18 protein-coding genes and 1 tRNA gene are annotated in these 22,941 nt (G+C 57.2%); 12 read left to right on the top strand and 7 right to left on the bottom strand.

Annotated features, from left to right (window positions below; all coding sequences use genetic code 11):
- The first annotated feature begins 27 nt into the window (after positions 1-27).
- The 4 genes from AFK63_RS01020 to yghU all read left to right on the top strand — a co-directional run bounded on the left by AFK63_RS01020 (position 28) and on the right by yghU (position 3,240).
- Positions 28-603 carry a transcriptional regulator gene (locus AFK63_RS01020; RefSeq protein WP_038867430.1) on the top strand — a complete coding sequence of 192 codons (576 nt, stop codon included), beginning with the start codon at positions 28-30 and terminating at the stop codon, positions 601-603.
- Between the two features lie 114 nt (positions 604-717).
- Positions 718-793, top strand: a tRNA-Phe gene (locus AFK63_RS01015).
- Positions 794-1,301: 508 nt separating this feature from the next.
- Positions 1,302-2,264 carry a nickel/cobalt transporter gene (locus AFK63_RS01005; RefSeq protein WP_038867425.1) on the top strand — a complete coding sequence of 321 codons (963 nt, stop codon included), beginning with the start codon at positions 1,302-1,304 and terminating at the stop codon, positions 2,262-2,264.
- Between the two features lie 109 nt (positions 2,265-2,373).
- The gene (gene yghU / locus AFK63_RS01000) at positions 2,374-3,240 is read left to right on the top strand and encodes a glutathione-dependent disulfide-bond oxidoreductase (protein WP_038867423.1); all 867 of its coding nucleotides are present in this window, start codon (positions 2,374-2,376) and stop codon (positions 3,238-3,240) included.
- A gap of 59 nt (positions 3,241-3,299) precedes the next feature.
- On the opposite strand, the gene kduI is transcribed toward yghU, so the two are convergent.
- Positions 3,300-4,136 carry a 5-dehydro-4-deoxy-D-glucuronate isomerase gene (gene kduI, locus AFK63_RS00995; RefSeq protein WP_038867421.1) on the bottom strand — a complete coding sequence of 279 codons (837 nt, stop codon included), beginning with the start codon at positions 4,134-4,136 and terminating at the stop codon, positions 3,300-3,302.
- A 399-nt stretch (positions 4,137-4,535) separates the two neighbouring features.
- On the opposite strand from kduI, the gene kdgT reads away from it, so the two are divergent.
- Positions 4,536-5,531 carry a 2-keto-3-deoxygluconate transporter gene (gene kdgT / locus AFK63_RS00990; protein WP_038867497.1) on the top strand — a complete coding sequence of 332 codons (996 nt, stop codon included), beginning with the start codon at positions 4,536-4,538 and terminating at the stop codon, positions 5,529-5,531.
- Between the two features lie 32 nt (positions 5,532-5,563).
- Here kdgT and AFK63_RS00985 read toward each other — a convergent pair whose 3' ends face one another.
- Both AFK63_RS00985 and crfC read right to left on the bottom strand, forming a co-directional pair.
- The gene (locus tag AFK63_RS00985) at positions 5,564-6,415 is read right to left on the bottom strand and encodes a diguanylate cyclase regulator RdcB family protein (protein ID WP_038867418.1); all 852 of its coding nucleotides are present in this window, start codon (positions 6,413-6,415) and stop codon (positions 5,564-5,566) included.
- Positions 6,416-6,420: 5 nt separating this feature from the next.
- Complete coding sequence (gene crfC, locus AFK63_RS00980; RefSeq protein ID WP_038867416.1) at positions 6,421-8,784, bottom strand: clamp-binding protein CrfC; 2,364 nt, start codon at positions 8,782-8,784, stop codon at positions 6,421-6,423.
- A 563-nt stretch (positions 8,785-9,347) separates the two neighbouring features.
- Between crfC and AFK63_RS00975 the strand changes: the two genes are divergently transcribed.
- Positions 9,348-9,683, top strand: a complete 336-nt coding sequence (locus tag AFK63_RS00975; RefSeq protein WP_038867414.1) for a zinc ribbon domain-containing protein YjdM — start codon at positions 9,348-9,350, stop codon at positions 9,681-9,683.
- A gap of 713 nt (positions 9,684-10,396) precedes the next feature.
- Positions 10,397-10,993, top strand: coding sequence for a phosphonate C-P lyase system protein PhnH (gene phnH, locus AFK63_RS00970; RefSeq protein ID WP_038867410.1), 597 nt, complete (start codon positions 10,397-10,399; stop codon positions 10,991-10,993).
- On the opposite strand, the gene yjdP is transcribed toward phnH, so the two are convergent.
- The 3 genes from yjdP to AFK63_RS00955 all read right to left on the bottom strand — a co-directional run bounded on the left by yjdP (position 10,990) and on the right by AFK63_RS00955 (position 15,609).
- The gene (gene yjdP / locus AFK63_RS00965) at positions 10,990-11,331 is read right to left on the bottom strand and encodes a DDRRRQL repeat protein YjdP (protein WP_038867408.1); all 342 of its coding nucleotides are present in this window, start codon (positions 11,329-11,331) and stop codon (positions 10,990-10,992) included. The genes phnH and yjdP overlap by 4 nt on opposite strands.
- 106 nt (positions 11,332-11,437) lie before the next feature.
- Positions 11,438-13,753 (bottom strand): hypothetical protein, encoded by a 2,316-nt coding sequence (locus AFK63_RS00960; protein WP_038867406.1) that lies wholly within the window; start codon positions 13,751-13,753, stop codon positions 11,438-11,440.
- Positions 13,753-15,609, bottom strand: a complete 1,857-nt coding sequence (locus tag AFK63_RS00955; protein WP_038867404.1) for an ATP-binding protein — start codon at positions 15,607-15,609, stop codon at positions 13,753-13,755. Before AFK63_RS00955 ends, AFK63_RS00960 begins: the two co-directional genes overlap by 1 nt.
- A gap of 547 nt (positions 15,610-16,156) precedes the next feature.
- Between AFK63_RS00955 and AFK63_RS00950 the strand changes: the two genes are divergently transcribed.
- Together AFK63_RS00950 and AFK63_RS00945 are read left to right on the top strand one after the other, a co-directional pair.
- Positions 16,157-16,309 (top strand): Hok/Gef family protein, encoded by a 153-nt coding sequence (locus AFK63_RS00950; protein WP_038867402.1) that lies wholly within the window; start codon positions 16,157-16,159, stop codon positions 16,307-16,309.
- A gap of 398 nt (positions 16,310-16,707) precedes the next feature.
- Positions 16,708-16,860, top strand: coding sequence for a Hok/Gef family protein (locus AFK63_RS00945; protein WP_032966408.1), 153 nt, complete (start codon positions 16,708-16,710; stop codon positions 16,858-16,860).
- A gap of 259 nt (positions 16,861-17,119) precedes the next feature.
- On the opposite strand, the gene gltP is transcribed toward AFK63_RS00945, so the two are convergent.
- Positions 17,120-18,433: a glutamate/aspartate:proton symporter GltP gene (gltP, locus tag AFK63_RS00940; protein ID WP_038867496.1), complete on the bottom strand. Its 1,314-nt coding sequence runs from the start codon at positions 18,431-18,433 to the stop codon at positions 17,120-17,122.
- Positions 18,434-18,857: 424 nt separating this feature from the next.
- Here gltP and acs point away from each other — a divergent pair, with 424 nt between their 5' ends.
- From acs to actP, 3 genes are all read left to right on the top strand, one after another.
- The gene (gene acs, locus AFK63_RS00935) at positions 18,858-20,816 is read left to right on the top strand and encodes an acetate--CoA ligase (protein ID WP_038867395.1); all 1,959 of its coding nucleotides are present in this window, start codon (positions 18,858-18,860) and stop codon (positions 20,814-20,816) included.
- A 96-nt stretch (positions 20,817-20,912) separates the two neighbouring features.
- Positions 20,913-21,224 (top strand): DUF485 domain-containing protein, encoded by a 312-nt coding sequence (locus AFK63_RS00930; protein WP_038867495.1) that lies wholly within the window; start codon positions 20,913-20,915, stop codon positions 21,222-21,224.
- Positions 21,221-22,870: a cation/acetate symporter ActP gene (actP, locus tag AFK63_RS00925; protein WP_038867393.1), complete on the top strand. Its 1,650-nt coding sequence runs from the start codon at positions 21,221-21,223 to the stop codon at positions 22,868-22,870. Before AFK63_RS00930 ends, actP begins: the two co-directional genes overlap by 4 nt.
- Positions 22,871-22,941 lie beyond the last annotated feature (71 nt).

The raw sequence follows: 22,941 nt of genomic DNA, 5'->3' as shown, positions 1-22,941 counted from the left end.
GTTGGGCTAAACGGAGAGGAGTAGACCGTGCAACGTGAAGAAGTGCTGGAGCAGGCCCTGCATGTGCTTGAACAGGAAGGGATTGCTAATACCACGCCAGAAATGGTGGCCGCTGCCGCGCAGTGTCCGGCGGAAGAGATGCAGCGCTACTGGCCGGATCGCGAAGCGCTGCTGTATGACGCGCTGCGCTATTTAAGCCAGCGCGTGGATGCCTGGCGCCGCCAGTTGATTTATGACGATACGCTGAGCGCCGAGCAGAAGCTGATGGCGCGCTATCAGGCGCTGACGGATTGCGTCAGCCAGGACCGCTACCCGGGTTGCCTGTTTATCGCCGCCTGTACGTTTTACCCGGAGGCGTCCCACCCCATTCATCAGCTGGCGGATAATCAAAAGCGCGCCGCGTATGACTATACGCATGAGCTGTTGACGCAACTGGAGGTGGACGACCCGGCGATGGTCGCCGAACAGATGGAACTGGTGCTGGAAGGTTGCCTGAGCCGCCTGCTGGTGAAGCGCAGCCAGGCGGATGTGGATACCGCTCGTCGCCTCGCTGAAGATATCCTGCGTTTCGCGCAGTGCCGTCAGGGCGGCGCCCTGACCTGAGGCGCGCTAACAGGCCGTTTTTGCCTGAAAATCAGCCAGTCAGCACAGTTTCAGGGATTTTTTATGACAAAGCCGTTGACGCCTTCGGGCCTTTACGGTTTAATGCGCCCCGTTGCCCGGATAGCTCAGTCGGTAGAGCAGGGGATTGAAAATCCCCGTGTCCTTGGTTCGATTCCGAGTCCGGGCACCACTTATTCAGAAAAACCAGCCTACGGGCTGGTTTTTTGCTTTTGGGGATCCGGGCTCTTCATCGAACGTCGTTCGATTCACTCGTCGCATCCCTGCGACTCGCCCTGCGGGCAGCGCGGCGCGCTGTGCAAAAACGCTCCCGGCGTTTTTGTCCGTTCCGGGCACCGCTTATTCAGAAAAACCAGCCTACGGGCTGTTTTTTTGCTTTTGGGGATCCGGACTCTTCATCGAACGTCGTTCGATTCACTCGTCGCATCCCTGCGACTCGCCCTGCGGGCAGCGCGGCGCGCTGTGCAAAAACGCTCCCGGCGTTTTGTCCGGGTCCGGGCACCACTTATTCAGAGAACCCGCCCAAAAGGCGGGTTTTTGCTTTTGGGGATCGGGGATCGCCATCGAACCATCGAACGTTGTTGGATACCCCTGTCCCTTTGCCCGCTTCGCCCCTTCCCCGCTGGCCTCTGCGGCTGACATCGTTATACTTGCTGGATGCTTATTCACGGGGTATCCGCATGTCGACTGCCATTCTGAATCGCCGCTGGCAACGTCCTGGCGCGCTGCTGCTGACGCTCTGCGCGCTGGGCGCGGCATTTTTACTCTGGAGCCACTGGGGCGCGTTTCTTCAGTGGGCATTTAGCCTGCAAATCGCCCTGCACCGTTATCTGGTGCTCTATCTCTTACAGCTCAATAACCATCAATACACCGGCGGTATCTGGCTTATCAGCGGCGCGTTTATTTACGGCGTGCTGCATGCCATCGGGCCGGGCCACGGCAAATTTATCGTCAGCGCCTACCTCGCCACCAACCGCGAAAGCCTTCTCGCCGCGCGGCTGGTGCCGCTCGCAGGCAGCCTGATGCAGGGCGTGAGCGCCATCGCGTTTGTGTTTATCCTGGCGGTAGGTTTTAACCTGGCCTCGGGCGATCTCAGCCAGAGCCGCTGGTATCTCGAAAAAGCGAGCGCGCTGCTTATCGGCGCGTTCGGGCTATTTTTGCTCCTGCGCGCGGTGCGCAGCCTCCGTACCCCCCGGTTGCACATCCGCGCGCTGACGCCGGTCGGTTCTCACCCGGAAGACTGCGGCTGCGGCCATCACGGCGTCGGCAAGACGACGGATGACAGCGACTGGCGCGCCCGACTGGGCGTGATTTTCGCCATCGGCGCGCGGCCGTGTAGCGGCGCCATTATGATTATGCTGTTCGCCAACGCGCTCGGCATGGTGAGCTGGGGCATCGCGGCGGTGATGACGATGGCGCTCGGCACGGCGCTCTCCATTATGGCGCTGTCGCTCGGCGTGCAGTATGCACGCAGCGCCACCACAAGGTTGTTCGGCGGTCAAACCACGCCGCGTCAGGCGCAGCGTATCGCCGCGCTGCTGCAAATTGCCGGCGGGCTGGCGCTGCTGCTGTTCGCCGTCGTGCTGTTTTTAACGGTGATCCCCATTAGTCCTAATGGCGACTATATCGCCGCCGGTTGTTGAGCCCGTAATGCCACAACCGGATAACAGGTGAAGACGCCGCCGCCTGCTACACTCGAAAACGCGAACCGGACGCCCGGTTTTTTACTTACTTATCGCGCGGGATAACACTATGTCTCAAAACGAATATCAGCCACCTGAAGTCTGGACCTGGGAACCGCAATCTGGCGGCGCCTTTGCCAGCATCAACCGCCCTGTCGCCGGGCCGACGCATGACAAAACGCTGCCGGTCGGCAAACATCCGCTACAGCTTTACTCCCTCGGCACGCCGAACGGCCAGAAAGTGACGATCCTGCTGGAAGAGCTGCTGGCGCTCGGCATCAGTGGCGCGGAGTATGACGCGCACCTGATTCGCATCGGCGAAGGCGATCAGTTCTCCAGCGGCTTTGTGGATGTGAACCCGAACTCCAAGATCCCGGCGCTGCTGGACCGCTCGGTGACCCCGGCGGTACGGGTGTTTGAATCCGGCGCGATCCTGCTCTATCTCGCCGATAAGTTCGGTCATTTCCTGCCGGAAGATTTTGCCGGTCGCGCCGAAGCGCTGAACTGGCTGTTCTGGTTGCAGGGCTCAGCGCCCTATCTTGGCGGTGGTTTCGGTCATTTTTACCACTACGCGCCGCAGAAAATCGAATACGCGATTAACCGCTTCACGATGGAAGCCAAACGCCAGCTCGACGTGCTGGATCGCCAGCTCGCGCAGCATCGTTTTATCGCGGGCGACGAGTACTCCATCGCCGATATCGCCATCTGGCCGTGGTACGGCAATGTAGTTATCGGCGGGCTGTATGAGGCGAGCACGTTCCTGCAGGTTGATGAATACAAACATGTGAAACGCTGGGCCGAAGAGGTGGCGCAACGTCCGGCGGTACAGCGCGGCCGTATCGTTAACCGCACCTGGGGGCCACTTAACGAGCAGCTTCACGAACGGCACGACGCCTCGGATTTTGAGCAAAATACCGAAGACAAACGCGGCGCGTAAGCCACAAAAAAGCCTCGTCAGTGACGAGGCTTTTTTTATGCGCGTAAACGCGTGAACCGTTAACGCAGATCTTTTACGGCGACATGATCCATATCGTCGAACACCTGATTTTCGCCCACCATTCCCCAGATAAAGGTGTAAGCGCGCGTGCCAACGCCTGAGTGAATCGACCAGCTCGGAGAAATGACGGCCTGCTCGTTTTGCACCACGATATGACGCGTCTCCTGCGGCTGGCCCATCATATGGAATACGCAGCTATTTTCTTCGAGACCGAAGTAGAAATAGACCTCCATGCGGCGCTCATGCGTATGGCACGGCATGGTGTTCCACAAGTTGCCCGGCGCGAGTTCAGTCAGCCCCATGCTGAGCTGGCACGTTTCCAGCACATCGGGAATAAAGTATTTATTGATGGTGCGGCGATTACTGGTGACGTCCTCGCCAAGATGCACCGGCGAGACATCCGCCGGCGTGACGCGTTTGGTCGGAAAGGTCGTATGCGCCGGCGCGCAGTTGTAGTAAAAACGGGCCGGGCTCGCCGCATCCACGCTCTCAAACACCACTTCCTGAGCGCCCTTGCCAACATACAGCCCGTCGCGGCTGTTCATCTCATAACGGGTGCCATCCACCGTGATGATCCCCGGCCCACCGATATTGATAACGCCCAGCTCGCGGCGCTCCAGAAAATAGCTCACGCCCAACTGCTTGCCCACTTCACCGCCCACGCTGACGGTGCGGTTCACCGGCATAACCCCACCGACGATGATGCGATCGATATGGCTGTAAGTCATGGTGTACTCATCAGCCACAAAAATCTTCTCGATTAAGAACTCTTTGCGCAGCCCGGCGGTATCCAGGGTTTTCGCGTGATCGCTGTGAATGCTTTGACGAACGTCCATTCTGACTCCTCGTGACGTTACGGGGGGATAACGTCGCCCCCGGTATGATATGCGTGAAAAAACCAAATTAAATAACAATGAATTTACATAAATTTTCGCTGAGTTTGATGCTATCAAATGCGTGAATCAATAATGTGATCAAGATAACCAAAACAGCGTTTCATTTCTATTGAATCATTATTCCACAAGAGAGATAGTAGCACCAGTTACTTCAATAACGGGATAAGTCACGACAGACGACTCTCCATACTCATAAAACTGATGATAGCCGCAGCTGCCTTTGTGCTGCCGCGCTACACAAAAAAAACGAACTAACACGATGAAAATCCATGATTTTTATCGCGGGACTCTTTTGACCTTAATTCGGCCAGGGGCTGAATAATACCGCTGAGGTTTATGATGAAGATTAAAGCCACTATGGAACGCATTCCGGGAGGGATGATGCTTATCCCGCTGTTACTCGGGGCTATTTTAAATACGCTGGCTCCACAGACCGGGAATTATTTCGGCTCGTTTACAAAAGGTATGATTAGCGGAACGGTGCCTATTCTCGCCGTCTGGTTTTTCTGTATTGGCGCGTCCATTGATTTGCGTGCGACGGGAACGGTGCTCCGTAAATCGGGCACGCTGGTGCTGACCAAAATTGCCGTGGCCTGGCTGGTCGCGATGATTGCGGCGTCCTTTATTCCGGATACCGGCATCCAGACCGGCTTTTTCGCCGGGCTGTCTGTGCTGGCTATCGTCTCTGCGATGGACATGACCAACGGCGGCCTCTACGCCAGCCTGATGAACCAGTACGGCACGAAGGAAGAGTCCGGCGCGTTTGTGCTGATGTCGCTGGAGTCCGGTCCGCTGATGACGATGGTGATCTTAGGCTCTGCGGGCCTCGCCTCTTTCGAGCCGCATCACTTCATCGGCGCGGTGCTGCCGTTTCTGATAGGCTTCGCGCTGGGTAACCTTGACCACGATCTGCGCGCGTTCTTCAGTAAAGCCACGCCGGTGCTGATCCCGTTCTTTGGTTTTGCGCTTGGCAATACTATTAATCTGAGCGTGATTATGGAGACCGGTCTGCTTGGGATCCTGCTGGGCGTGGCGGTTATCATCATCACCGGCATTCCGTTGATTCTGGCGGATAAACTCCTGGGCGGCGGTAACGGTACGGCGGGCGTGGCGGCGTCGTCAGCGGCGGGTGCCGCAGTGGCGAACCCGGTTATCATCGCGCAAATCAACCCGGCGTTTGAACCGGTGGCCGCGTCGGCTACGGCGCTGGTGGCCGCGAGCGTTATCGTGACGGCGATTCTGGTGCCCATTATTACCGCGTTGTATGCCCGGCATGTGGCGAAACAGGTGCCGGAGGCGCAGAAAGCGCAGAGCGTCGGAACGCTGCCGCGTTAACCCCCACACCCCGCTCCGGCGGGGTGTTTTGTTCAGAGCAGGAAAATCTCTTCCACCAGCGCGTTCACCAGCCGCCGTGCAGAGCAGATGCGCGGCATGCCAAGCGACATGCTCTGCCATGTCTGGGTTATCGACCAGCTCACCGGATGGCGTTCCTCGTCATATTCCGCGCCCAGCCAGCAGAGCATATCTTTATGTTCCAGCAGGCCCGGCTGCGGCGGCGTATGCATCCACTGCTGACAGAAGTGGCGCGTATGGGCTGAGGCATTGACGCTCTGCGCCAGCCGAAGCGCCATCTCTTCATATACCTGTGGCAACAGCGTGCTTCGCAGGTGGGGCTCGCCCAGGCGCCACGCGTCGCCGAACGCGCCCCAGCGCAGCTCCTCCAGCGCCACATAGCAGCGCCCCGCGGGCGACCAGCCGTTAAACTCACCGCTTTTCCAGCGCGCCATCACGTCACTGATATGACGCTGCGCTGACGCCATTAAATCGCTCTGACGCAATTGCGACTCCAGCCGCGCGGCGCTGTGCTGGTACTGGCACGCCATGACGTCGAGCGCCTGCGCGAAGGGCGCCGACGCGCCCTTTTTGCTGAGTCGCTGGCGGCGAAAGGCCAGCGTCTGCGCCGTCAGGCTTAGCGCCAGATGCCCCGGCGGGCTCTGACGGGCAAGCGTCGCCAGCATGTTTAACGCCAGGATTTCCGGCGTCGCCGCAGGCGGCTCGGCCACCACCAGCGATTTTTGCAGCCGCTCGCGCACTTTCTGATGCTGCGGGTGCGGGCGGCAGTGGCGCTCGTCTTCCGGCCCTTTCGCCAGATCCACCATCAGGCGCCCGCGCAGCGCGTGTAAATGTCGGCCCGGTCCTTCAATGAGTGAACCGTTCATGGCGTTCAGTGCTCCACGGAAAACAACGTCTGAATATCGTCACGCAGCGAACGGGCATCTTCATTAATGTCGCGCGCGGTTCGCGCGCACTGCTGAAGCTGCTCACGCAGCGCGTTACGCGATGACTCGCTCTGCTGGCGCGCCGTCAGGCTCTGCCTGAGGTTCGCCTCAATGGCCGCCATCGCCATCTGGAACTCCGCGAAAAACGTCGCCATGCCCGCCGTCACGGAGATATCGACCTGCGCGTTCATCGCCTGGCGGATCTGCGCACAGAACCGGCTGACATAACGGCTCAGCGTCTGTTTGAGCTGCGGCAGGTCGATAACGTAGCGCGAGCGCATGGCCGTACAATCTTCCCAGCCCAAATCGCTGCTGTTCAGCCAGCGGGCCACGGTGCCGCGCACGCCGCTGTTGCGTGGCGCGCTGGCGACCGGCACGCTCTCTTCTTCAATCACATCGTTAAACAGCTGGTGCGCGTTGAAGTTAAGCTGGCTGCGCTGGAATACCGGCAGCGTGATATGCGCGCGAAAACCGGTGCGGCGCAGCCCTTCCGTGACGCGCTGTTCCAGCGGCGCCAGCGCGGCGCGCAGGATGTCGCCCAGGGCGGTTTCCAGTTCGCTGAAATGGGTCGCCAGGTCGCGGGTCAGATTTTCCTGTACCGATAAAAGAATCAACTCGCAGGAGGCGCGAATTTTATGCAGCAGCATCCGCGCGTCGCTTTCCTGATCCAGATGCAGCTGTTCGCTGCCCGCGTCGAAATCGCGGCCCCAGGTCACCGCGCGGCGTACCGGGCTGCTAAGAGAAAGCGGCGGCACGTTGCCGGTATCGAAATAACTGGCGATGTCCGCCAGCACCTTTTGCTCGTGACCTGCGATATTCTCCGAAGCGCGCCCCAGCGCCTGAACGACGTGTTCCTGAATGGCTTTGCTGGCATCTGCCTGGCAACGTTGTAGCTGTGCGATGTCATTCTTCATTTGAGAGATACTCTCCACCAGTTGGTCATTTGCGATATCCAGCCCCTGACAGCGAAAGTCCAGGTAGTCCCGGGTGCATTGCGCATAGTGAATTAATTTTGCGCAGGCCGAACGCAGCGCATAGAGCGAAGCGTGAGCGTGCGCCGTGTGCAAAATCGCGCGAATGGGCGCTTCGAAAAGGGAATCTTCCCAGAGCAGATCGGCGGCATGGCGCAGGTGCGCGGCATCGGTGAAATCGGCGCTCCGCCAGCGGCGACCCAGCGCCGCCTCGGCGAAATCCTGCACCCACCGCTGTTCGTCGTGAGGCGGCAGGCAGCCATGCTGTGCGAGCTCCTGGCGCGCACGGTTGGCCAGATAACCCCACATGGAAGAAACCGGGAAAATATGCGCCGGATCGATAGCGCCTTTCATCAACGTGCCGGCGATCAGCGCCCGCACCTGATCTTCATCGTCGCTGTTGCGATCCATCTGATCGAATTTATTGACCAGGGCGTAGAGCGGCACCGACTCGCCCACCGCCGCAAGCGCCAGACGCACATCTTCGTCGGAGGTCGATTTCAGCTGGGTGTAATCCATCACGGCGAGGACCGCCGAGGCGCGGGCGATTTGTTCCTGAAGCATTTTTTGCAGGTGCGGCTGCCCGGCTTCGTTCGGCCCCGGTGTGTCCAGCAGCGTCAGCTGGCCCAGCCCGCGCTCCATCCCGGCCAGGTGGGTAAACTCCACTTCTATCACCGGAATATGTTCAATGGCGGCGTAAGCGCGAAACGGAAAAGGCACATCCAGCACGCCTGAGAGACGCACCAGATCGTTTAAGCTTTTCAGGCAGTGAAAAATCGGCTGTGCGCCAAGATAGTGTTTTTCAAAGGACGTGCCGTTCAGGATACGCGCCAGCAGAGCGTCCATATCGCGGTCGATTTCAAGACGCCGCGCCAGGGTGTCGCGCGAGGCATTTTGTAAACGCGCGCGCAGCGCCTGCATCAGCGTTTCGATAGGCCCGGCGTGCGAAAAATGCAGCACCGGCTCCTTCTGGCCCGGCGTATGGCGGATAAGCGTCGGCAGCGCCGTCATCGGACGGTTGCGGTTCGGCAACACCTCTTTGCCGACAATCGCATTAATGGTGGTCGATTTACCGGCTTTCATCGTGCCGACAATCGCCAACACCATCTCCTGATGCGTGGTTTTTCGCAGCTCAGCTTGCAACATCTCCTGCTGGGCCTCCATACCCCGCACGGAAAAATGAAGAGGATGTACGGTTGCGCATGCCTGCCTGACGGTGTTCCCACGATCGTCCTGCGCTGCCAGCGGCACCTTTTTCATGGCGCTGAGATTATGCAACGCCAGTTGAAGTAGCCGCTCCGCTTCCTGATTCATTTCAAATACAGTCTGTGTGTGCATGAAAAATCTTTCCTTAACACAAATTAAATGACCTTTTGCCTTAATTTTTTATTAGCTCAATGCGGCTTTTATAATTACGTGTGGAAAATATCCTGCGTTTCACAACGATACCCGATGGAAAACTGGCGTAAAAAAATGCCATACCATCGTTGTGGTAAAATAAGTTTGAGACGATGAGAAACGTTTCTGAACCTTCATCTTCGTCAGGAAACCAAATAATCACGCTCTGATACCAGAGGGTAACCGGTATTTCAGAGTGAAAGAATATATCCTCACATCGACCATTTGACAAAAATGCGCCGACTTCCGGGGATGGATTTAATAATACGACTCTACATTAACCGCTTCAGAATAACACCGCCTGGCAATAAATCACGATATATGTTTTATCCCGGCAGGAAAAAGGTGAGCGCGGCTTCAAAGCGGCGAGGTGCCAGGCGTAAACAGGCCCGTAAAAGGTAAGGTTTTAGGGTATAATCCCGCCCTTCGCGCGCGTCGCGTCAGCGAGCGCTTCTTGCGCAGCCTTTTTTTGCTGCCCCGTTGGTTTATTTTAAGGAGAAACCATGTCACTGCCAGCCTGCCCGCAATGCGGCTCTGAGTATACCTATCTGGATAATAATCTTTACGTCTGCCCTGAATGCGCGCATGAATGGCGCGATGGCGAAGCCGCCGCTGAGAGCGACGCGCTGGTCGTAAAAGATGCCAACGGCAACCTGCTGGCCGACGGCGACAGCGTCACAATTGCTAAGGATCTCAAGGTAAAAGGCAGCTCGTCGATGCTGAAAATCGGTACTAAGGTGAAAAATATCCGCCTCGTGGAAGGCGATCATAACATCGACTGCAAAATCGACGGCTTCGGCCCGATGAAGCTCAAATCTGAGTTCGTCAAAAAAAGCTGACGCTCCGCCAGAGCGCATTTCCCCTGGGCTGGCAGCCAGCGCGGCAAGCCCAGGGTCCCACACAGCCGCACGCCAACTGGACGGAGCTCTGGGCAGAATAAAATAGCGCGCCCGCCCGATTTATCCCTGAATTTTTAAAGACGACATTTTGTCGCCACGCTATCGTTATTGCGATCCAGCCCTTATTTTCGCGTTCATTCTAAAAAAAGAATGAGAAAAACCAGGAAAGCGGCGTAAAATAGAAAACAGATAAGCCATTTCTATAAATCCCCTTTAAAATCAACAGAATAAATAACTCCTACACACAAATTAAGCCCTGCTTAACTTTTCACCAGTTTATTTTAAGAATATTATTAATGGCTCTCATTTAAATACAAAAAAGACGCCACGCAATATAATATTAAAATTAGCAATCGAATATATAATAGCGGTGCATGCAGTGAACAATAATAACCACACCTGCGCGCTCTGTTTATTTAAAGCCAGACGGTGTTATTTTTTCTTACCTGACTTAAGCCGAATATTACCTTCTCTCATCGATGATTCCGCTAAAGGCAGCGCGATCGTCTCCTTCATTTATTGCGTCACAATTCATCGGCCTGTCATGTTTGTTTAACATTAGGGTCATATTAGGCCGTCAGGATGTGCCGCAACCTGTATCCGGCAACGTCTGCTGACGTCACGCCGCGATGCGCAGCAGTATGGAGATCCTGATGACGTTAAATACCGCCTTTGATTCACCGGTGCACGATGCGCAACAGTGCTTTCGTCGCCTGCTAAAGGCCATGAGCGAGCCTGGCGTAATTGTGTCGCTGCAGTTGCTTCGCCACGGCTGGCAGCCACTCAGCGTGGCCACCACCAGCGTGCTGCTCACGCTGACCGATAACGATACGCCCGTGTGGCTGTCCCCTTCACTGGCAAATGATATTGTGCGCTCCAACCTGCGCTTTCATACCGGCACGCGGATTGCCGAAACGCCGGACGACGCGGTGTTTGCCGTCGCCGATGACAACCTCAACCCGTTGTTGCCCGACCGGCTGGCCCACGGCAGCGCCATTGCGCCTGAACACAGCGCCACGCTGATTTTACAGGTCAACAGCCTGAGCGGTGGACGGATGCTGCGCCTGACGGGCGCGGGCATTGCGGAAGAGCGCATGATCGCGCCGCAACTGCCGGAGTGCATTATTGAACAGCTCGCCGATCGCTTGCATGCGGGTTCGCTTGGCATTGATCTGCTGCTCACCTGTGGCGATCGCCTGCTGGCTATCCCGCGCGCGACCCATGTGGAAATCGCCGACAGCGGCCGCTAGCGATACGCGTCCTCATCCAGCCGCTGCTCTTCTTCCTCAAGACGGCGGCGTTCCTCATCCAGTCGCCGCTGGCGCTCGTCCAGTTGCCGGTGACGCTCCTCCAGACGTCTGCGCCGCTCTTCATAACGTGTATGACTCTCGTCATAACGCGTGCGGCTCTCGTCGTCGTAGTCACGGTTATCCTGCGTGTCGCGACTATCCGGGCGATACGCGTCGTTGATCGCTTCTGTAACGGCATTCACCGTATCGTCAAAGACCGAATCGAGACCGTCCGCCAGCGCATGGCTGCTGGAGAGAGACAGCGCGGCGAAAAGCCAGGCGTGAAGATGTGATTTCATAAAGCCAGCCCTGTGTTTGACTGGTCTTAAAATAATGAGGGAAAAGAAAGGCAGACAGCGGAGGATTCTCAAATCGGGCGGCGCTGACCGCCGCCCGTTATATCGACTATAGCTGGTAGCGCTCCATCACCTGGCGGTGACGGGTTTCATCAAGGCCGCCCCTGATGGCGACATCCAGCCAGTGGATCGGGTGTTTCCACCCCTGCGTCAGTTTGCCAAGCATCGCATCCACTTCCAGCGGCGAGACGGACTGCGGCATCGCGAGCATAAAGTAGATGCCCGGCAGGGTTTCTCCGCTTTCGCTATCCGTGACCTGGTAATCCGATTCGCAATGTACCCAGACGGCACCGCCGCGCTGACGCACGCCATTCACAAACGCGTTGAACGTCTCTTCGCCCGGATCGACGCCGTCGATAAACCAGCTCGGCGCGTAGTCGCCCGGCGCCAGCGTTTTCACGACGTTATGCAGCGGAATGAAGTTCGCGCGCTCTTGTTCATCTTCCGGCGGCGTGTTGAGCAGGTTAGCGTCAAATACCACCGACTCGTTCATATGCTGCGGCGCTTTACGCCATGACGGCTGGAAAACGCGCGCCGTCACCGGGCCGGTTCGCTGGGCGAAATAGAAATATTCGTCGTGATTCTCGAAGAAACGCAGGCGCACAGTGCCCCACTCTTCCTCAACCGGGCCTTCATCGGTGCTGAACTGCATGCCGAGACGCGCGCCGGCTTCACGCACGGTCGTCCAGTCTTCACTGGCGCTGGCGGCGGTAAGCAGATCCCACAGGATGTTACTGGCGTCCTCTTCACGCGCGTCCATCATCGCCACAGCATCTTTAAAGTAAGCTGTCGCGCGGTCGTACGCTTTCTGGCGCATCGCCGCCTGGCCTGCCAGCATCAGCGGCGCGATTTTCTGCTGGCCCTGCGGCGTGGCGCGCAGCGCCTGGCTTAAGGTTTCCAGTTTTTCCCAGTCTTCCTGCGCCTGCGCCACCTGCACTTCAAACCACAACGCCACATGCGGCAGCGCATCGCGATAGGTGTCGGCGAGCGTCTGGATCTCTTCGTAATGGCGCGCGTTAAGCAGCGCGGAAAGCAGATGGAACAGCGGCGACGCCTCCTCCTGCGGATGACGTTTCTGCCAGCCGCGCAGCAGATCTGTCGCTTCGCCGTGCGCCTGGCAAGCTTCGAGCGCTGAGGCCGCGAGCATCAACAGGTTTTCGTCGTCAGGGCGCTGCGCAGACGCCAGCATCAGCCACTGGGCCTCCTGCTCCGGATCGCGCGTGACGCCTTCCTGCTCGCCGCGCTCCTCAAGCCAGGCCATCAGCGCTTCGGCTGGCACCGGCAGTTCGACCTGGGTTTCCATCGCCGCGATCTGCTGCTCGAACGCCGCCAGGGCGGCATCTTCGTCATGCGGGTTGCGCAATCTGGCGGCACAGTCTTTCGCCAGCGACAGCGCGCGACGCGCGATCCAGGTGGTGCCGCGCGCCAGCGCCATCGCGATATGGGTTTTCGCGACGATAACCGCTTCGCGCCAGGCCTGGGCTTCAAGACGCTGCTCCAGGATCAGTTGCAGCGCGCTGCCGGTCTGCCAGTTATTGTATGCCGGGTTGAGGCGCGCCAGTTGCTCCACCACGCGTACCCAGCGCATACGGTTATAAGCCGTGAGACGATCCCACGGCAACAGCCATTCGCGGGCATCTTCTTCGCGGCCCATCAGCGCCAGGACTTCCGCTTTCATCATCATCATGACCTGGCGGGTCTGCTCACTGCTGTTTTCCATCTCTTCTTCATGCAGCTGATCGATGATCGCCAGCGCTTCGTCATAACGGCCCAGCAGCATCAGCGCCTGCGCTTCGTTCTCTTTCAGACCATTCACATCTTCTTCGCCTGCCGCGCGGCGTTTTTCCATCTGCTGATGAACAAACGCCAGCGCCTGCTCAACTTCGCCTTTGTCGATCATCGCAAAGAATTGCTCTTCCGAAAGACACAGAAAGCAACTGCGCAGCGGGGTGATTTTAGAGAGCGTCTCCTGACAGACGGCGATACGTTCATCCGCCCAGCCCGGACCATCGACGTTGCTGTAACAGGCGCTGAGATCCTGGGTGACGCAAATGGATTGCGGGCACTCCGCGGCATCGGCCTGATGGGCGCGTTCAAACAGCGCGACCACGTCGCCCAGCGCTTTTTCGCCTTCACCAAGGTTGCCGATGCGGTGGCGCATCTCCCAGTGGCCGACCATGACTTCGATCCACGGATTGCCTGAAGTTTTCTTCAGCGCGCGCGCTTCCGGCAACAGCGCTTCGGTTTTACCGGTCTGCACTTCAACAACGGAATCGATCAGTTTATCGACATGCTGCGTTATCCAGGGTTTACCGGCTTCTTCCAGGTCCCGCTGATATTGCTCATACCATGCCCAGATATCCATTAGTTGCTTCCTTTTGTTGTCGGTGTAATAAGTTGCGCAGTGATGCAACTGAATGTCTCCAGCGCCTGACGGAAGTCATACTCACGGGAATCTCCCGTCGCCAGAGCAAGAATAATTTTGAGGCTTTTCAGCAGCTGCGTGGCGCCGGGCGCAATGGGCTGCCCGGCGCGCCAGGCCTGTGATAAGGCTTTTACCGCGGGATTATTAAAATTGATGTAGAGCCGTACCGGCGCTTGCTGTTCTATCTTGCTGGCGAACTGGCGCGCCAGCATTAGCGCGGCGGTGCTCATACGACGATCGGCATCATCCTGCTCCAGCCGGGCTTTCAGCTCGGCGTCGCGGTTGACCACCATCACCAGCGGCAGCGTCGCGGGCTCAAACGAGGACATCACGCACTCCTCGTCGTCGCGCAACTGCTCGCTCCACCAGGCGGCTTCTTCCTCGCTGACGTCATGCAGCGCAAAAAGCTGCTCGTTACCCGCCGACGTGCCCACTTCCACCAGGCGCGCACCATAAAGCGTCGCCCAGCGGCGCAGGAACGGGACCACGGCGTAACGATAGCCCAGCGCGACCGGACGCCCGGAGAGACGGAACAGCATCTCCTCAAAGCCGCCTTCTTCGCTGAGCATGACATGCAGCGTGTTGTTCTGGCGCAGCGCCTTCACTGGCAGATCGCCCTGTGAGGTCGGGATCAGCAACTCATCCTTTAACAGATCGAACAGACGATCGTCGCAGATGGCCGCGCCGAGCAGCGCTTCATTGTGACGCACCAGCACGCGACGCCAGACGGCGGGTTGCTGTCTGGCGAGCTCTGCGAGGCCGTTAATCAGCGCCTCGGTCAGCGCCGCCTGGGTGGCGTACCAGGTGACGTCGCGCTGCAAATCCTCGCGGCTGGCGGTCGGCGTCAGGCGGTTAGACTCGATAACGCCGCCGACAAAACCAGCCCAGGGCGGCAGCAGTTCGCGCGCCTGATCGTCAAGCAACATGCCGCGCAGGAACAGCGACAGATTGCGGTTATCGCTGGTGCCATACGTCGCGCCATCCTGCAGCCACAGCATGCCAACTGCGTCGCTGTCGCCCGAAGGTTCGACCAGCAACGTACACAGCGGGGTAAACGCGCGCTCGAAGCGGCTGGCGAATTCGATATTCTGCTTCTGACGCAGCGCCGGATGCAGCGCCACGCCCTCCTGCGACGTAGCGCGCCACGGCGGCGTCAGGTGATTTACCGCCGTCTGCTCGTCACCGACGAACAGCGGCTCTTTCATTAATATGCAGTAGCGGCCCAGCACGTCGCCGAGCAGCTTGTTATTCGCCAGGTATAAGAATTCGTCTTTCAGATGCAGCGTGACGGTGGCGCCCGGCTCGCGTGGGCTCGCAGGCGTTACGCTGTAGGTTTCGCCGCTGGCGGAGGCGTAAAGCCAGCCTTCATCGGGCGTTTTCCAGGAGGTGGTGTGTACCGTGACCCGCTCCGCCAGCACAAATGCGGAGAGGAAACCGAGACCAAACATCCCGATAAGCCCGGTGTCGTCATCCTGCTGGCGCAGATGGCGGGTATAGCCTACGCCGACGGTCGCCAGGAAATCGTGGATCTCCTGCTCCGTCAGGCCCGAGCCGGTATCATGAATGACGATGGTGCGGTTTTGCGTATCGCCCGTGACGCGGATTTCCGCAAGCCGGTCCGCAGCGCCCTCTTCCAGTCGTCGTCTGACAATCGCGTCATGCGCGTTTTGTACCAGTTCACGGATGGCGACCATCGGCGTGGAGTAAAGGTGTTTGCTGAGCACCTGCATTAACCCCGGCAAGTTCACCGGCGTCTCGTGTTGTCCTGTTAATGGCGCGGTAATGAGGTTATCCACTGTGACTCTCTGTATTTTCCGGCTGTGGTTGTCGGTAGGCCTGGCCGGGCGGCGCGCAAGCGCGTCTTCGCCTTTTCGGCAGACATAAGGGAGAGATGATAAGGGTGTACGGGCGTGGGGTATACTATCATTCCCGATAGTTTTCAGGACCGCTGGCCCGCCGCACGCGTTCTCTCTTCATAAGAATATGCAATACGGGCATTTCAGCACGCCTGCCCGGGAATAAAATACCGTAAATCACCGCCTTTACGGGAGCGCGTAATAATATTCTGTTAAGCGAACTGTTATTTAAAAAGACTACAAAGTGCGAGCGTTATTCCAGAAACCCTGCAAACAGTGCATTGGGAATTACATTATGCTTGTTATTTAAAAATTGAGGGAGAGGAGTATTATAAGCGCGGGTGCTTAAGGCTTTCTGTCTTAAGCAAATGTGAGGGACAGAAAGTAGAAAGCCCCGGGCAATATTTCTATTAACCCGAGGCTATCCCTCAACCATCAGCAAGTTGAGATTAGCCTCTTACTCATCGAATTGCAAGGAGTAAAAGGCATGATGCCACTGCGTTATTTACTGGCCTGTTTATTAGTGGTCTGCGTAACTATTTTGATTTTTGCTTTAATGAATCGGGGTATGTTATGCGAGTTTACCATCAGAAGCGGCAACCAGGAAGTGGCAGCTAAGCTTTCCTGTAAGGACAAGTAAGGCTCTCCCGGGCGGGGTTTCCTCGCCCGGCTTGCCGGGCGTTGAGGACTTAACGCACCCATTTTTTCTGCTCGCATAATTTGGTCTGCTCGTAGGTATATGAGATTTTATTGCGCTAAAAACGGCACGTATATTCATATTACTCTGCGGCCATTTAATATCCATCACCAAAATAAATGCAACAAACCCGCGTTAAATTACATTTGGATTTTTATTTAAATCAGGCGTGATGAGCATTATGATGGACGTCAGGTGCTTAAGACTTTCTGTCTTAAGCCGACGCGAGGGACAGAAAGAAGAAAGCCCCGGGCAATATTCCTATTAACCCGAGGCTAACCCTCAACTCCCAACAAGTTGAGATTAGCCGCTTACTCGCCGAAAGGCAAGGAGTAAAAGGCATGAAGCCACTCAAATATCTTTTCGCATGTTTCGTTGTATTTTGCGTCACGATATTAATTTTCGCTTTAATTAACCACGGCACGTTATGTGAGTTAACGATAAAGCACGGAAATAAGGAGGTGGCGGCACGGCTTGCCTGCTCTGACCGATAATGCTTTCCGGGCGGAGTTCGCTCCGCCCGACTTGCTGGCGTTGAGTGCTTAACGCACCCGTTTTTACGGTTATCGGCGTATCACCTCTGGCGGTACGCCACCTTGTTTACACCGCCTTGTTTTACGCCGGCAGCGTTGGCGCGGGCTGGCAGGTCGTAAGCCTCTCGTACACGGCATTCAGCGCGCCGCCGGAGCCATAAAAAACCCCGCCGGAGCGGGGTTTGCAGTACGTTAAATTGCAGGCGTTCAGCGCAGAACGTTAATCGTTGGCGGTACTGTCGAACCGGCCAAGCACCTCGCGCTCATAAGCCTGCGCTTTTTTGCGGTCGAATTTGTGCTCCCACTTGGCGATAACCAGCACCGCCAGCGCATTACCCACCACGTTCAGCGCGGTGCGCGCCATGTCGAGGATACGGTCAACGCCCGCGATAAAGGCCAGGCCTTCCAGCGGAATGCCCACGCTGCCAAGCGTCGCCAGCAGCACCACAAAAGAGACGCCCGGGACGCCCGCGATCCCTTTTGAGGTCACCATCAGCGTCAGCACCAGGATAATTTCCTGGCCCAGCGACAGCTCAATACCGTAAAGCTGCGCGATGAAAATCGCCGCGATGCTCTGGTAGAGCGTGGAGCCGTCGAGGTTAAAGGAGTAGCCGGTAGGGACTACAAAGCTTGTGATGGAAGCAGGCGCGCCATAGGCTTCCATTTTTTCGATAATACGCGGCAGCACGCTTTCAGAGCTTGCCGTGGAGTAGGCCAGAATCAGCTCATCTTTCAGAATGCGGATCAGCGTCCAGACGCGCAGCCCGCACATCCGCGCCACCGCGCCGAGCACCACCAGCGCGAAGAACAGAATCGCCACGTACACCAGAATGACCAGTTTCGCGAGCGGCCAGAGCGATGCGAAACCAAAGTTCGCCACTGTTACCGAGATCAGCGCAAACACCCCCACCGGTGCATAGCGCATCACCATATGGGTGACTTTAAACATGGTTTCGGACACGGAGCGGAACACCGTCACCAGAGGTTCACGATGTGCGGCCGGCAACGAAGACAGCCCTAAGCCGAACAGGACCGAGAAGAAGATGATGGGCAGCATTTCGCCTTTCGCCATCGAGGCGAAAATATTGGTCGGCACCAGCGACAGAATGGTACCCATCAGGCCGTGAGCGTGGCTCTGCACCTCTTCGGTCGTATGCTGATATTTTGAAATATCCACCGCTGCCAGCTGCGACATATCGATGCCGCTGCCTGGCTGAAACACGTTCGCAAGCGTAATGCCAAGCACGATCGCGACGGTGGTGATCACTTCAAAATAGAGGATGGTTTTCGCGCCGATGCGCCCAAGCTGTTTCGCATCGCCGACACCGGCAATCCCGACCACCAGCGTGGAGATAACAATCGGCACCACAATCATTTTGATGAGATGAATAAAAATGTCGCCTGCGGGCGAAAGGAGATTAGTCACCAGCCATTCACGGCTATCCGTCTGATAATGAAGAAAACTGCCCAGAAGAATACCCAGCACCAGGGCCAGCAGGATCTGCCAGGCCAGGCTGATTTTACTGTTTTTCATAACGACTTTACTTCCTAAATTACAGCGCCATTCCCACGCGTGCTCGAATGAGAACGACGCAAGCTGAAAGGGGTATGACAAACGTTGGGTGATATTGTGGGGTTTTTTAACGCGTTTAATCAGTACCACTTGCACGGCATCCTGCGCAACCCTTTAAGAACAGGCATATTCACTGAAATTTGCCTTAATAACCCTAATTTATCGCGATAATCACTTATAAGCCAATGTTATTAAAAGGATTATAAAATCGAGTCAGCAAATAATACTTAACAGCAATTATTTTCCTTGAAAGATTCGTTTGATGAATTTTCATGCAGTTTCGGGAATGCGTGATCTGCCGCCCAAAAAGTAAACAAAGCTATTCTCGAGCCTGTTCTTAACTTTTGCGTGACATATCATTAACATCTAAAAGGAGAAAAAAGCCATGAGCCAAATCCACAAACACCCTATTCCCGCGGCTATCGCGGAACGCTGCCTGATAACGCCCGAACAATATGATGCGAAATATCAGCAATCTGTACATGACCCTGATGCGTTCTGGGGCGAACAGGGCAAAATCCTCGACTGGATCACCCCTTACCAGAAGGTGAAAAACACCTCCTTCGCACCTGGCAATGTCTCCATTAAATGGTATGAAGACGGCACGCTAAACCTGGCGGCGAACTGTCTTGACCGACATCTTAACGAGCGCGGCGATCAAACCGCGATCATCTGGGAAGGCGACGACGCCACCCAGAGCAAACACATCACCTATCGCGAACTGCATCGCGACGTCTGCCGCTTTGCCAACACGCTGACCGATCTTGGCATCAAAAAAGGCGATGTTGTCGCTATCTATATGCCGATGGTGCCGGAAGCCGCAGTCGCCATGCTCGCCTGCGCCCGTATCGGCGCGGTGCATTCGGTCATTTTCGGCGGCTTTTCGCCGGAGGCCGTTGCCGGGCGCATTATCGATTCCAGCGCCCGTCTGGTTATCACCGCGGACGAAGGCGTACGCGCTGGCCGTGCAATCCCGCTTAAGAAGAACGTCGATGACGCGCTGAAAAACCCGGGCGTGACCAGCGTTGAACATGTGGTGGTCTTTAAACGCACCGGCGGCGCGACCGAATGGCATGAAGGGCGCGATCTCTGGTGGAACGAGCTGGTAGAAAAAGCCAGCGCGCACCATCAGCCGGTAGAGATGAACGCTGAAGATCCGCTATTTATCCTCTATACCTCCGGCTCGACCGGCAAACCGAAAGGGGTGCTGCACACGACCGGCGGTTATCTGGTTTATGCGGCCACAACCTTTTTGTACGCCTTCGATTACCATCAGGGCGATATTTACTGGTGTACTGCGGATGTGGGCTGGGTTACGGGACACAGCTATCTGCTCTACGGGCCGCTCGCCTGCGGCGCGACCACGCTGATGTTTGAAGGCGTGCCGAACTGGCCATCCGCCAACCGCATGGCGCAGGTGGTGGATAAGCATAAGGTCAATATTCTCTATACTGCGCCGACAGCCATTCGCGCGCTGATGGCCGAAGGCGATAAAGCCATCGACGGCACTGACCGCTCGTCGCTGCGCATTCTCGGCTCGGTGGGCGAGCCCATCAACCCGGAAGCCTGGGAGTGGTACTGGAAGAAAATCGGCAACGAAAAATGCCCGGTTATCGACACCTGGTGGCAGACAGAAACCGGCGGCTTCATGATAACGCCGCTGCCGGGCGCGACCGAGCTCAAGGCCGGTTCCGCCACGCGTCCATTCTTTGGGGTGCAGCCAGCGCTGGTGGATAACGAAGGCAACCCCCAACAGGGCGCCACTGAAGGCAATCTGGTGATTACCGACTCCTGGCCAGGCCAGGCGCGTACGCTGTTCGGCGATCACGAGCGTTTCGAGCAGACCTATTTTTCGACCTTTAAAAACATGTATTTCAGTGGCGACGGCGCGCGTCGCGACGAAGATGGCTACTACTGGATAACCGGGCGCGTGGATGACGTGCTGAACGTCTCCGGCCATCGTCTCGGCACGGCGGAGATTGAATCTGCGCTGGTGTCGCATCCGAAAATCGCCGAAGCCGCCGTGGTGGGTATTCCGCACAGTATCAAAGGCCAGGCGATTTACGCTTACGTGACGCTGAATCACGGTGAGGAACCCACCGCAGAGCTTTACAGCGAAGTGCGAAACTGGGTGCGCAAAGAGATTGGCCCACTGGCGACCCCGGACGTGCTGCACTGGACGGATTCGCTGCCGAAAACCCGCTCCGGCAAAATCATGCGCCGCATTTTGCGCAAAATCGCCGCAGGCGATACCAGCAACCTCGGCGATACCTCGACGCTCGCCGATCCGGGCGTGGTGGAAAAACTGCTCGAAGAGAAGCAGTCCATCGCGATGCCGTCATAACCGAACACCGCTCCTGGCGGCTCCCTCCCCGCAACGGGGAGGGGAAATCACCCTACTGATAATAAAACCCCTACCCTACTTCTGGAGACTGCGATGATGAATAACGATATTTGTCAGCAGATAGAGAACAGTGCGCCTTACAGGGAGTTAGTTCATAAACGGCAACGGTTTGCCTTCATCCTGTCCATCATCATGCTGATTATCTACGTCGGCTTTATCCTGCTTATCGCGTTCGCGCCGGGCTGGCTCGGCACGCCGCTCTCGCCTGGCAGCAGCGTCACGCGCGGCATTCCGATAGGCATCGGCGTTATCCTGATTTCGTTTATTCTCACGGGCGTCTATGTCTGGCGCGCCAACAGCGAATTTGACCGTCTGACCCATGCGGTGCTCAAAGAGGTGCAGTCATGATGAAAAGGATGCTTTTTCCGCTGCTGATGACCCTGTCGCCCGCGGTCCTGGCTGACGCGCTCACCGGTAATGTTGAGCGCCAGCCGACCAACTGGCAGGCGATAATCATGTTCCTGATTTTCGTGGCGCTGACGCTTGGCATCACATACTGGGCCTCAAAACGCACCCGCTCGCGCAGCGATTATTATACGGCGGGCGGCAACATTACCGGCTTCCAGAACGGCCTTGCGATTGCTGGCGATTTTATGTCCGCCGCGTCTTTTCTGGGGATTTCCGCACTGGTTTACACGTCAGGCTACGACGGGCTGATTTACTCGCTGGGCTTCCTGGTAGGCTGGCCGATTATTCTGTTTTTAATCGCCGAGCGGTTGCGCAACCTCGGGCGCTATACCTTCGCGGATGTCGCCTCTTACCGTCTGAAGCAGCGGCCCATTCGCCTGCTTTCCGCCTGCGGCTCGCTGGTGGTAGTGGCGCTCTATCTCATTGCGCAGATGGTCGGCGCGGGCAAGCTGATTGAGCTGCTGTTCGGCCTCAACTATCACGTCGCCGTGGTGCTGGTAGGCGTGCTGATGGTGATGTACGTGCTCTTCGGCGGCATGCTGGCGACCACCTGGGTGCAGATTATCAAAGCCGTGCTGCTGCTGTTTGGCGCAAGCTTTATGGCGTTTATGGTGATGAAGCATGTCGGTTTCAGCTTCAACAATCTGTTCTCTGAGGCGATGGCGGTGCACCCGAAAGGCAGCGCCATCATGAGCCCTGGCGGGCTGGTGAAAGATCCGGTCTCGGCGCTCTCGCTCGGCCTTGGACTGATGTTCGGCACCGCGGGTCTGCCGCATATTCTGATGCGCTTTTTCACGGTCAGCGATGCCCGCGAAGCGCGTAAAAGCGTCTTTTACGCCACCGGTTTTATGGGTTACTTCTACATTCTGACCTTTATCATCGGCTTTGGCGCCATCATGCTGGTGGGAGCCAACCCGGCCTTTAAAGACGCCGCCGGCGCGCTGATTGGCGGCAACAATATGGCGGCGGTGCATCTGGCCGACGCGGTGGGCGGCAATCTGTTCCTGGGCTTTATCTCGGCGGTCGCTTTCGCCACCATCCTGGCGGTGGTCGCCGGCCTGACGCTCGCGGGCGCTTCGGCGGTATCGCATGATCTCTACGCCAACGTGTTCCGCAAGGGCGCGACCGAGCGTGAAGAGCTACGGGTATCGAAAATCACCGTGCTGGTGCTCGGCGTGGTGGCTATTTTGCTCGGCATCCTCTTTGAGAAACAGAATATCGCCTTCATGGTGGGCCTGGCGTTCTCGATTGCCGCCAGCTGTAATTTCCCGATAATTCTGCTCTCCATGTACTGGTCGAAGCTGACCACCCGTGGCGCGATGATTGGCGGCTGGCTGGGCCTCCTGACGGCCGTCATCCTGATGGTGCTTGGCCCGACCGTCTGGGTGCAGGTGCTCGGCCATAGCGCGCCGGTGTTCCCGTATGAGTACCCAGCGTTGTTCTCCATCGCCGTCGCGTTTATCGGCATCTGGATTTTCTCGGCGACCGATAACAGCCCGGAGGGCAACCTGGAGCGCGAGCAGTTCCGCGCGCAGTTTATCCGCTCGCAGACCGGTCTTGGCATCGAACAGGGCCGCTCGCACTAACCCCTTCCCCCGGCCATTGCGGCCGGGGATCACATTTTTCCCCCTCCGCCATATCCAAACCTGCCGATAGC

The organism is Cronobacter muytjensii ATCC 51329 (assembly GCF_001277195.1).
Taxonomy (GTDB): Bacteria; Pseudomonadota; Gammaproteobacteria; order Enterobacterales; family Enterobacteriaceae; genus Cronobacter; species Cronobacter muytjensii.
This window is presented reverse-complemented; position numbering and strand designations above follow the sequence as displayed.

Excerpts from the sequence above, each read along its gene's own strand:
- yghU (WP_038867423.1), top strand. The coding sequence starts at position 2,374 with ATGTCTCAAAACGAATATCAGCCACCTGAAGTCTGGACCTGGGAACCG.
- AFK63_RS00960 (WP_038867406.1), bottom strand. The coding sequence starts at position 13,753 with ATGGATATCTGGGCATGGTATGAGCAATATCAGCGGGACCTGGAAGAA.
- yjdP (WP_038867408.1), bottom strand. The coding sequence starts at position 11,331 with ATGAAATCACATCTTCACGCCTGGCTTTTCGCCGCGCTGTCTCTCTCC.
- acs (WP_038867395.1), top strand. The coding sequence starts at position 18,858 with ATGAGCCAAATCCACAAACACCCTATTCCCGCGGCTATCGCGGAACGC.
- phnH (WP_038867410.1), top strand. The coding sequence starts at position 10,397 with ATGACGTTAAATACCGCCTTTGATTCACCGGTGCACGATGCGCAACAG.
- crfC (WP_038867416.1), bottom strand. The coding sequence starts at position 8,784 with ATGCACACACAGACTGTATTTGAAATGAATCAGGAAGCGGAGCGGCTA.
- AFK63_RS00975 (WP_038867414.1), top strand. The coding sequence starts at position 9,348 with ATGTCACTGCCAGCCTGCCCGCAATGCGGCTCTGAGTATACCTATCTG.
- kduI (WP_038867421.1), bottom strand. The coding sequence starts at position 4,136 with ATGGACGTTCGTCAAAGCATTCACAGCGATCACGCGAAAACCCTGGAT.
- AFK63_RS00945 (WP_032966408.1), top strand. The coding sequence starts at position 16,708 with ATGAAGCCACTCAAATATCTTTTCGCATGTTTCGTTGTATTTTGCGTC.
- AFK63_RS00930 (WP_038867495.1), top strand. The coding sequence starts at position 20,913 with ATGAATAACGATATTTGTCAGCAGATAGAGAACAGTGCGCCTTACAGG.
- AFK63_RS00985 (WP_038867418.1), bottom strand. The coding sequence starts at position 6,415 with ATGAACGGTTCACTCATTGAAGGACCGGGCCGACATTTACACGCGCTG.
- AFK63_RS01005 (WP_038867425.1), top strand. The coding sequence starts at position 1,302 with ATGTCGACTGCCATTCTGAATCGCCGCTGGCAACGTCCTGGCGCGCTG.
- actP (WP_038867393.1), top strand. The coding sequence starts at position 21,221 with ATGATGAAAAGGATGCTTTTTCCGCTGCTGATGACCCTGTCGCCCGCG.
- kdgT (WP_038867497.1), top strand. The coding sequence starts at position 4,536 with ATGAAGATTAAAGCCACTATGGAACGCATTCCGGGAGGGATGATGCTT.
- gltP (WP_038867496.1), bottom strand. The coding sequence starts at position 18,433 with ATGAAAAACAGTAAAATCAGCCTGGCCTGGCAGATCCTGCTGGCCCTG.
- AFK63_RS00950 (WP_038867402.1), top strand. The coding sequence starts at position 16,157 with ATGATGCCACTGCGTTATTTACTGGCCTGTTTATTAGTGGTCTGCGTA.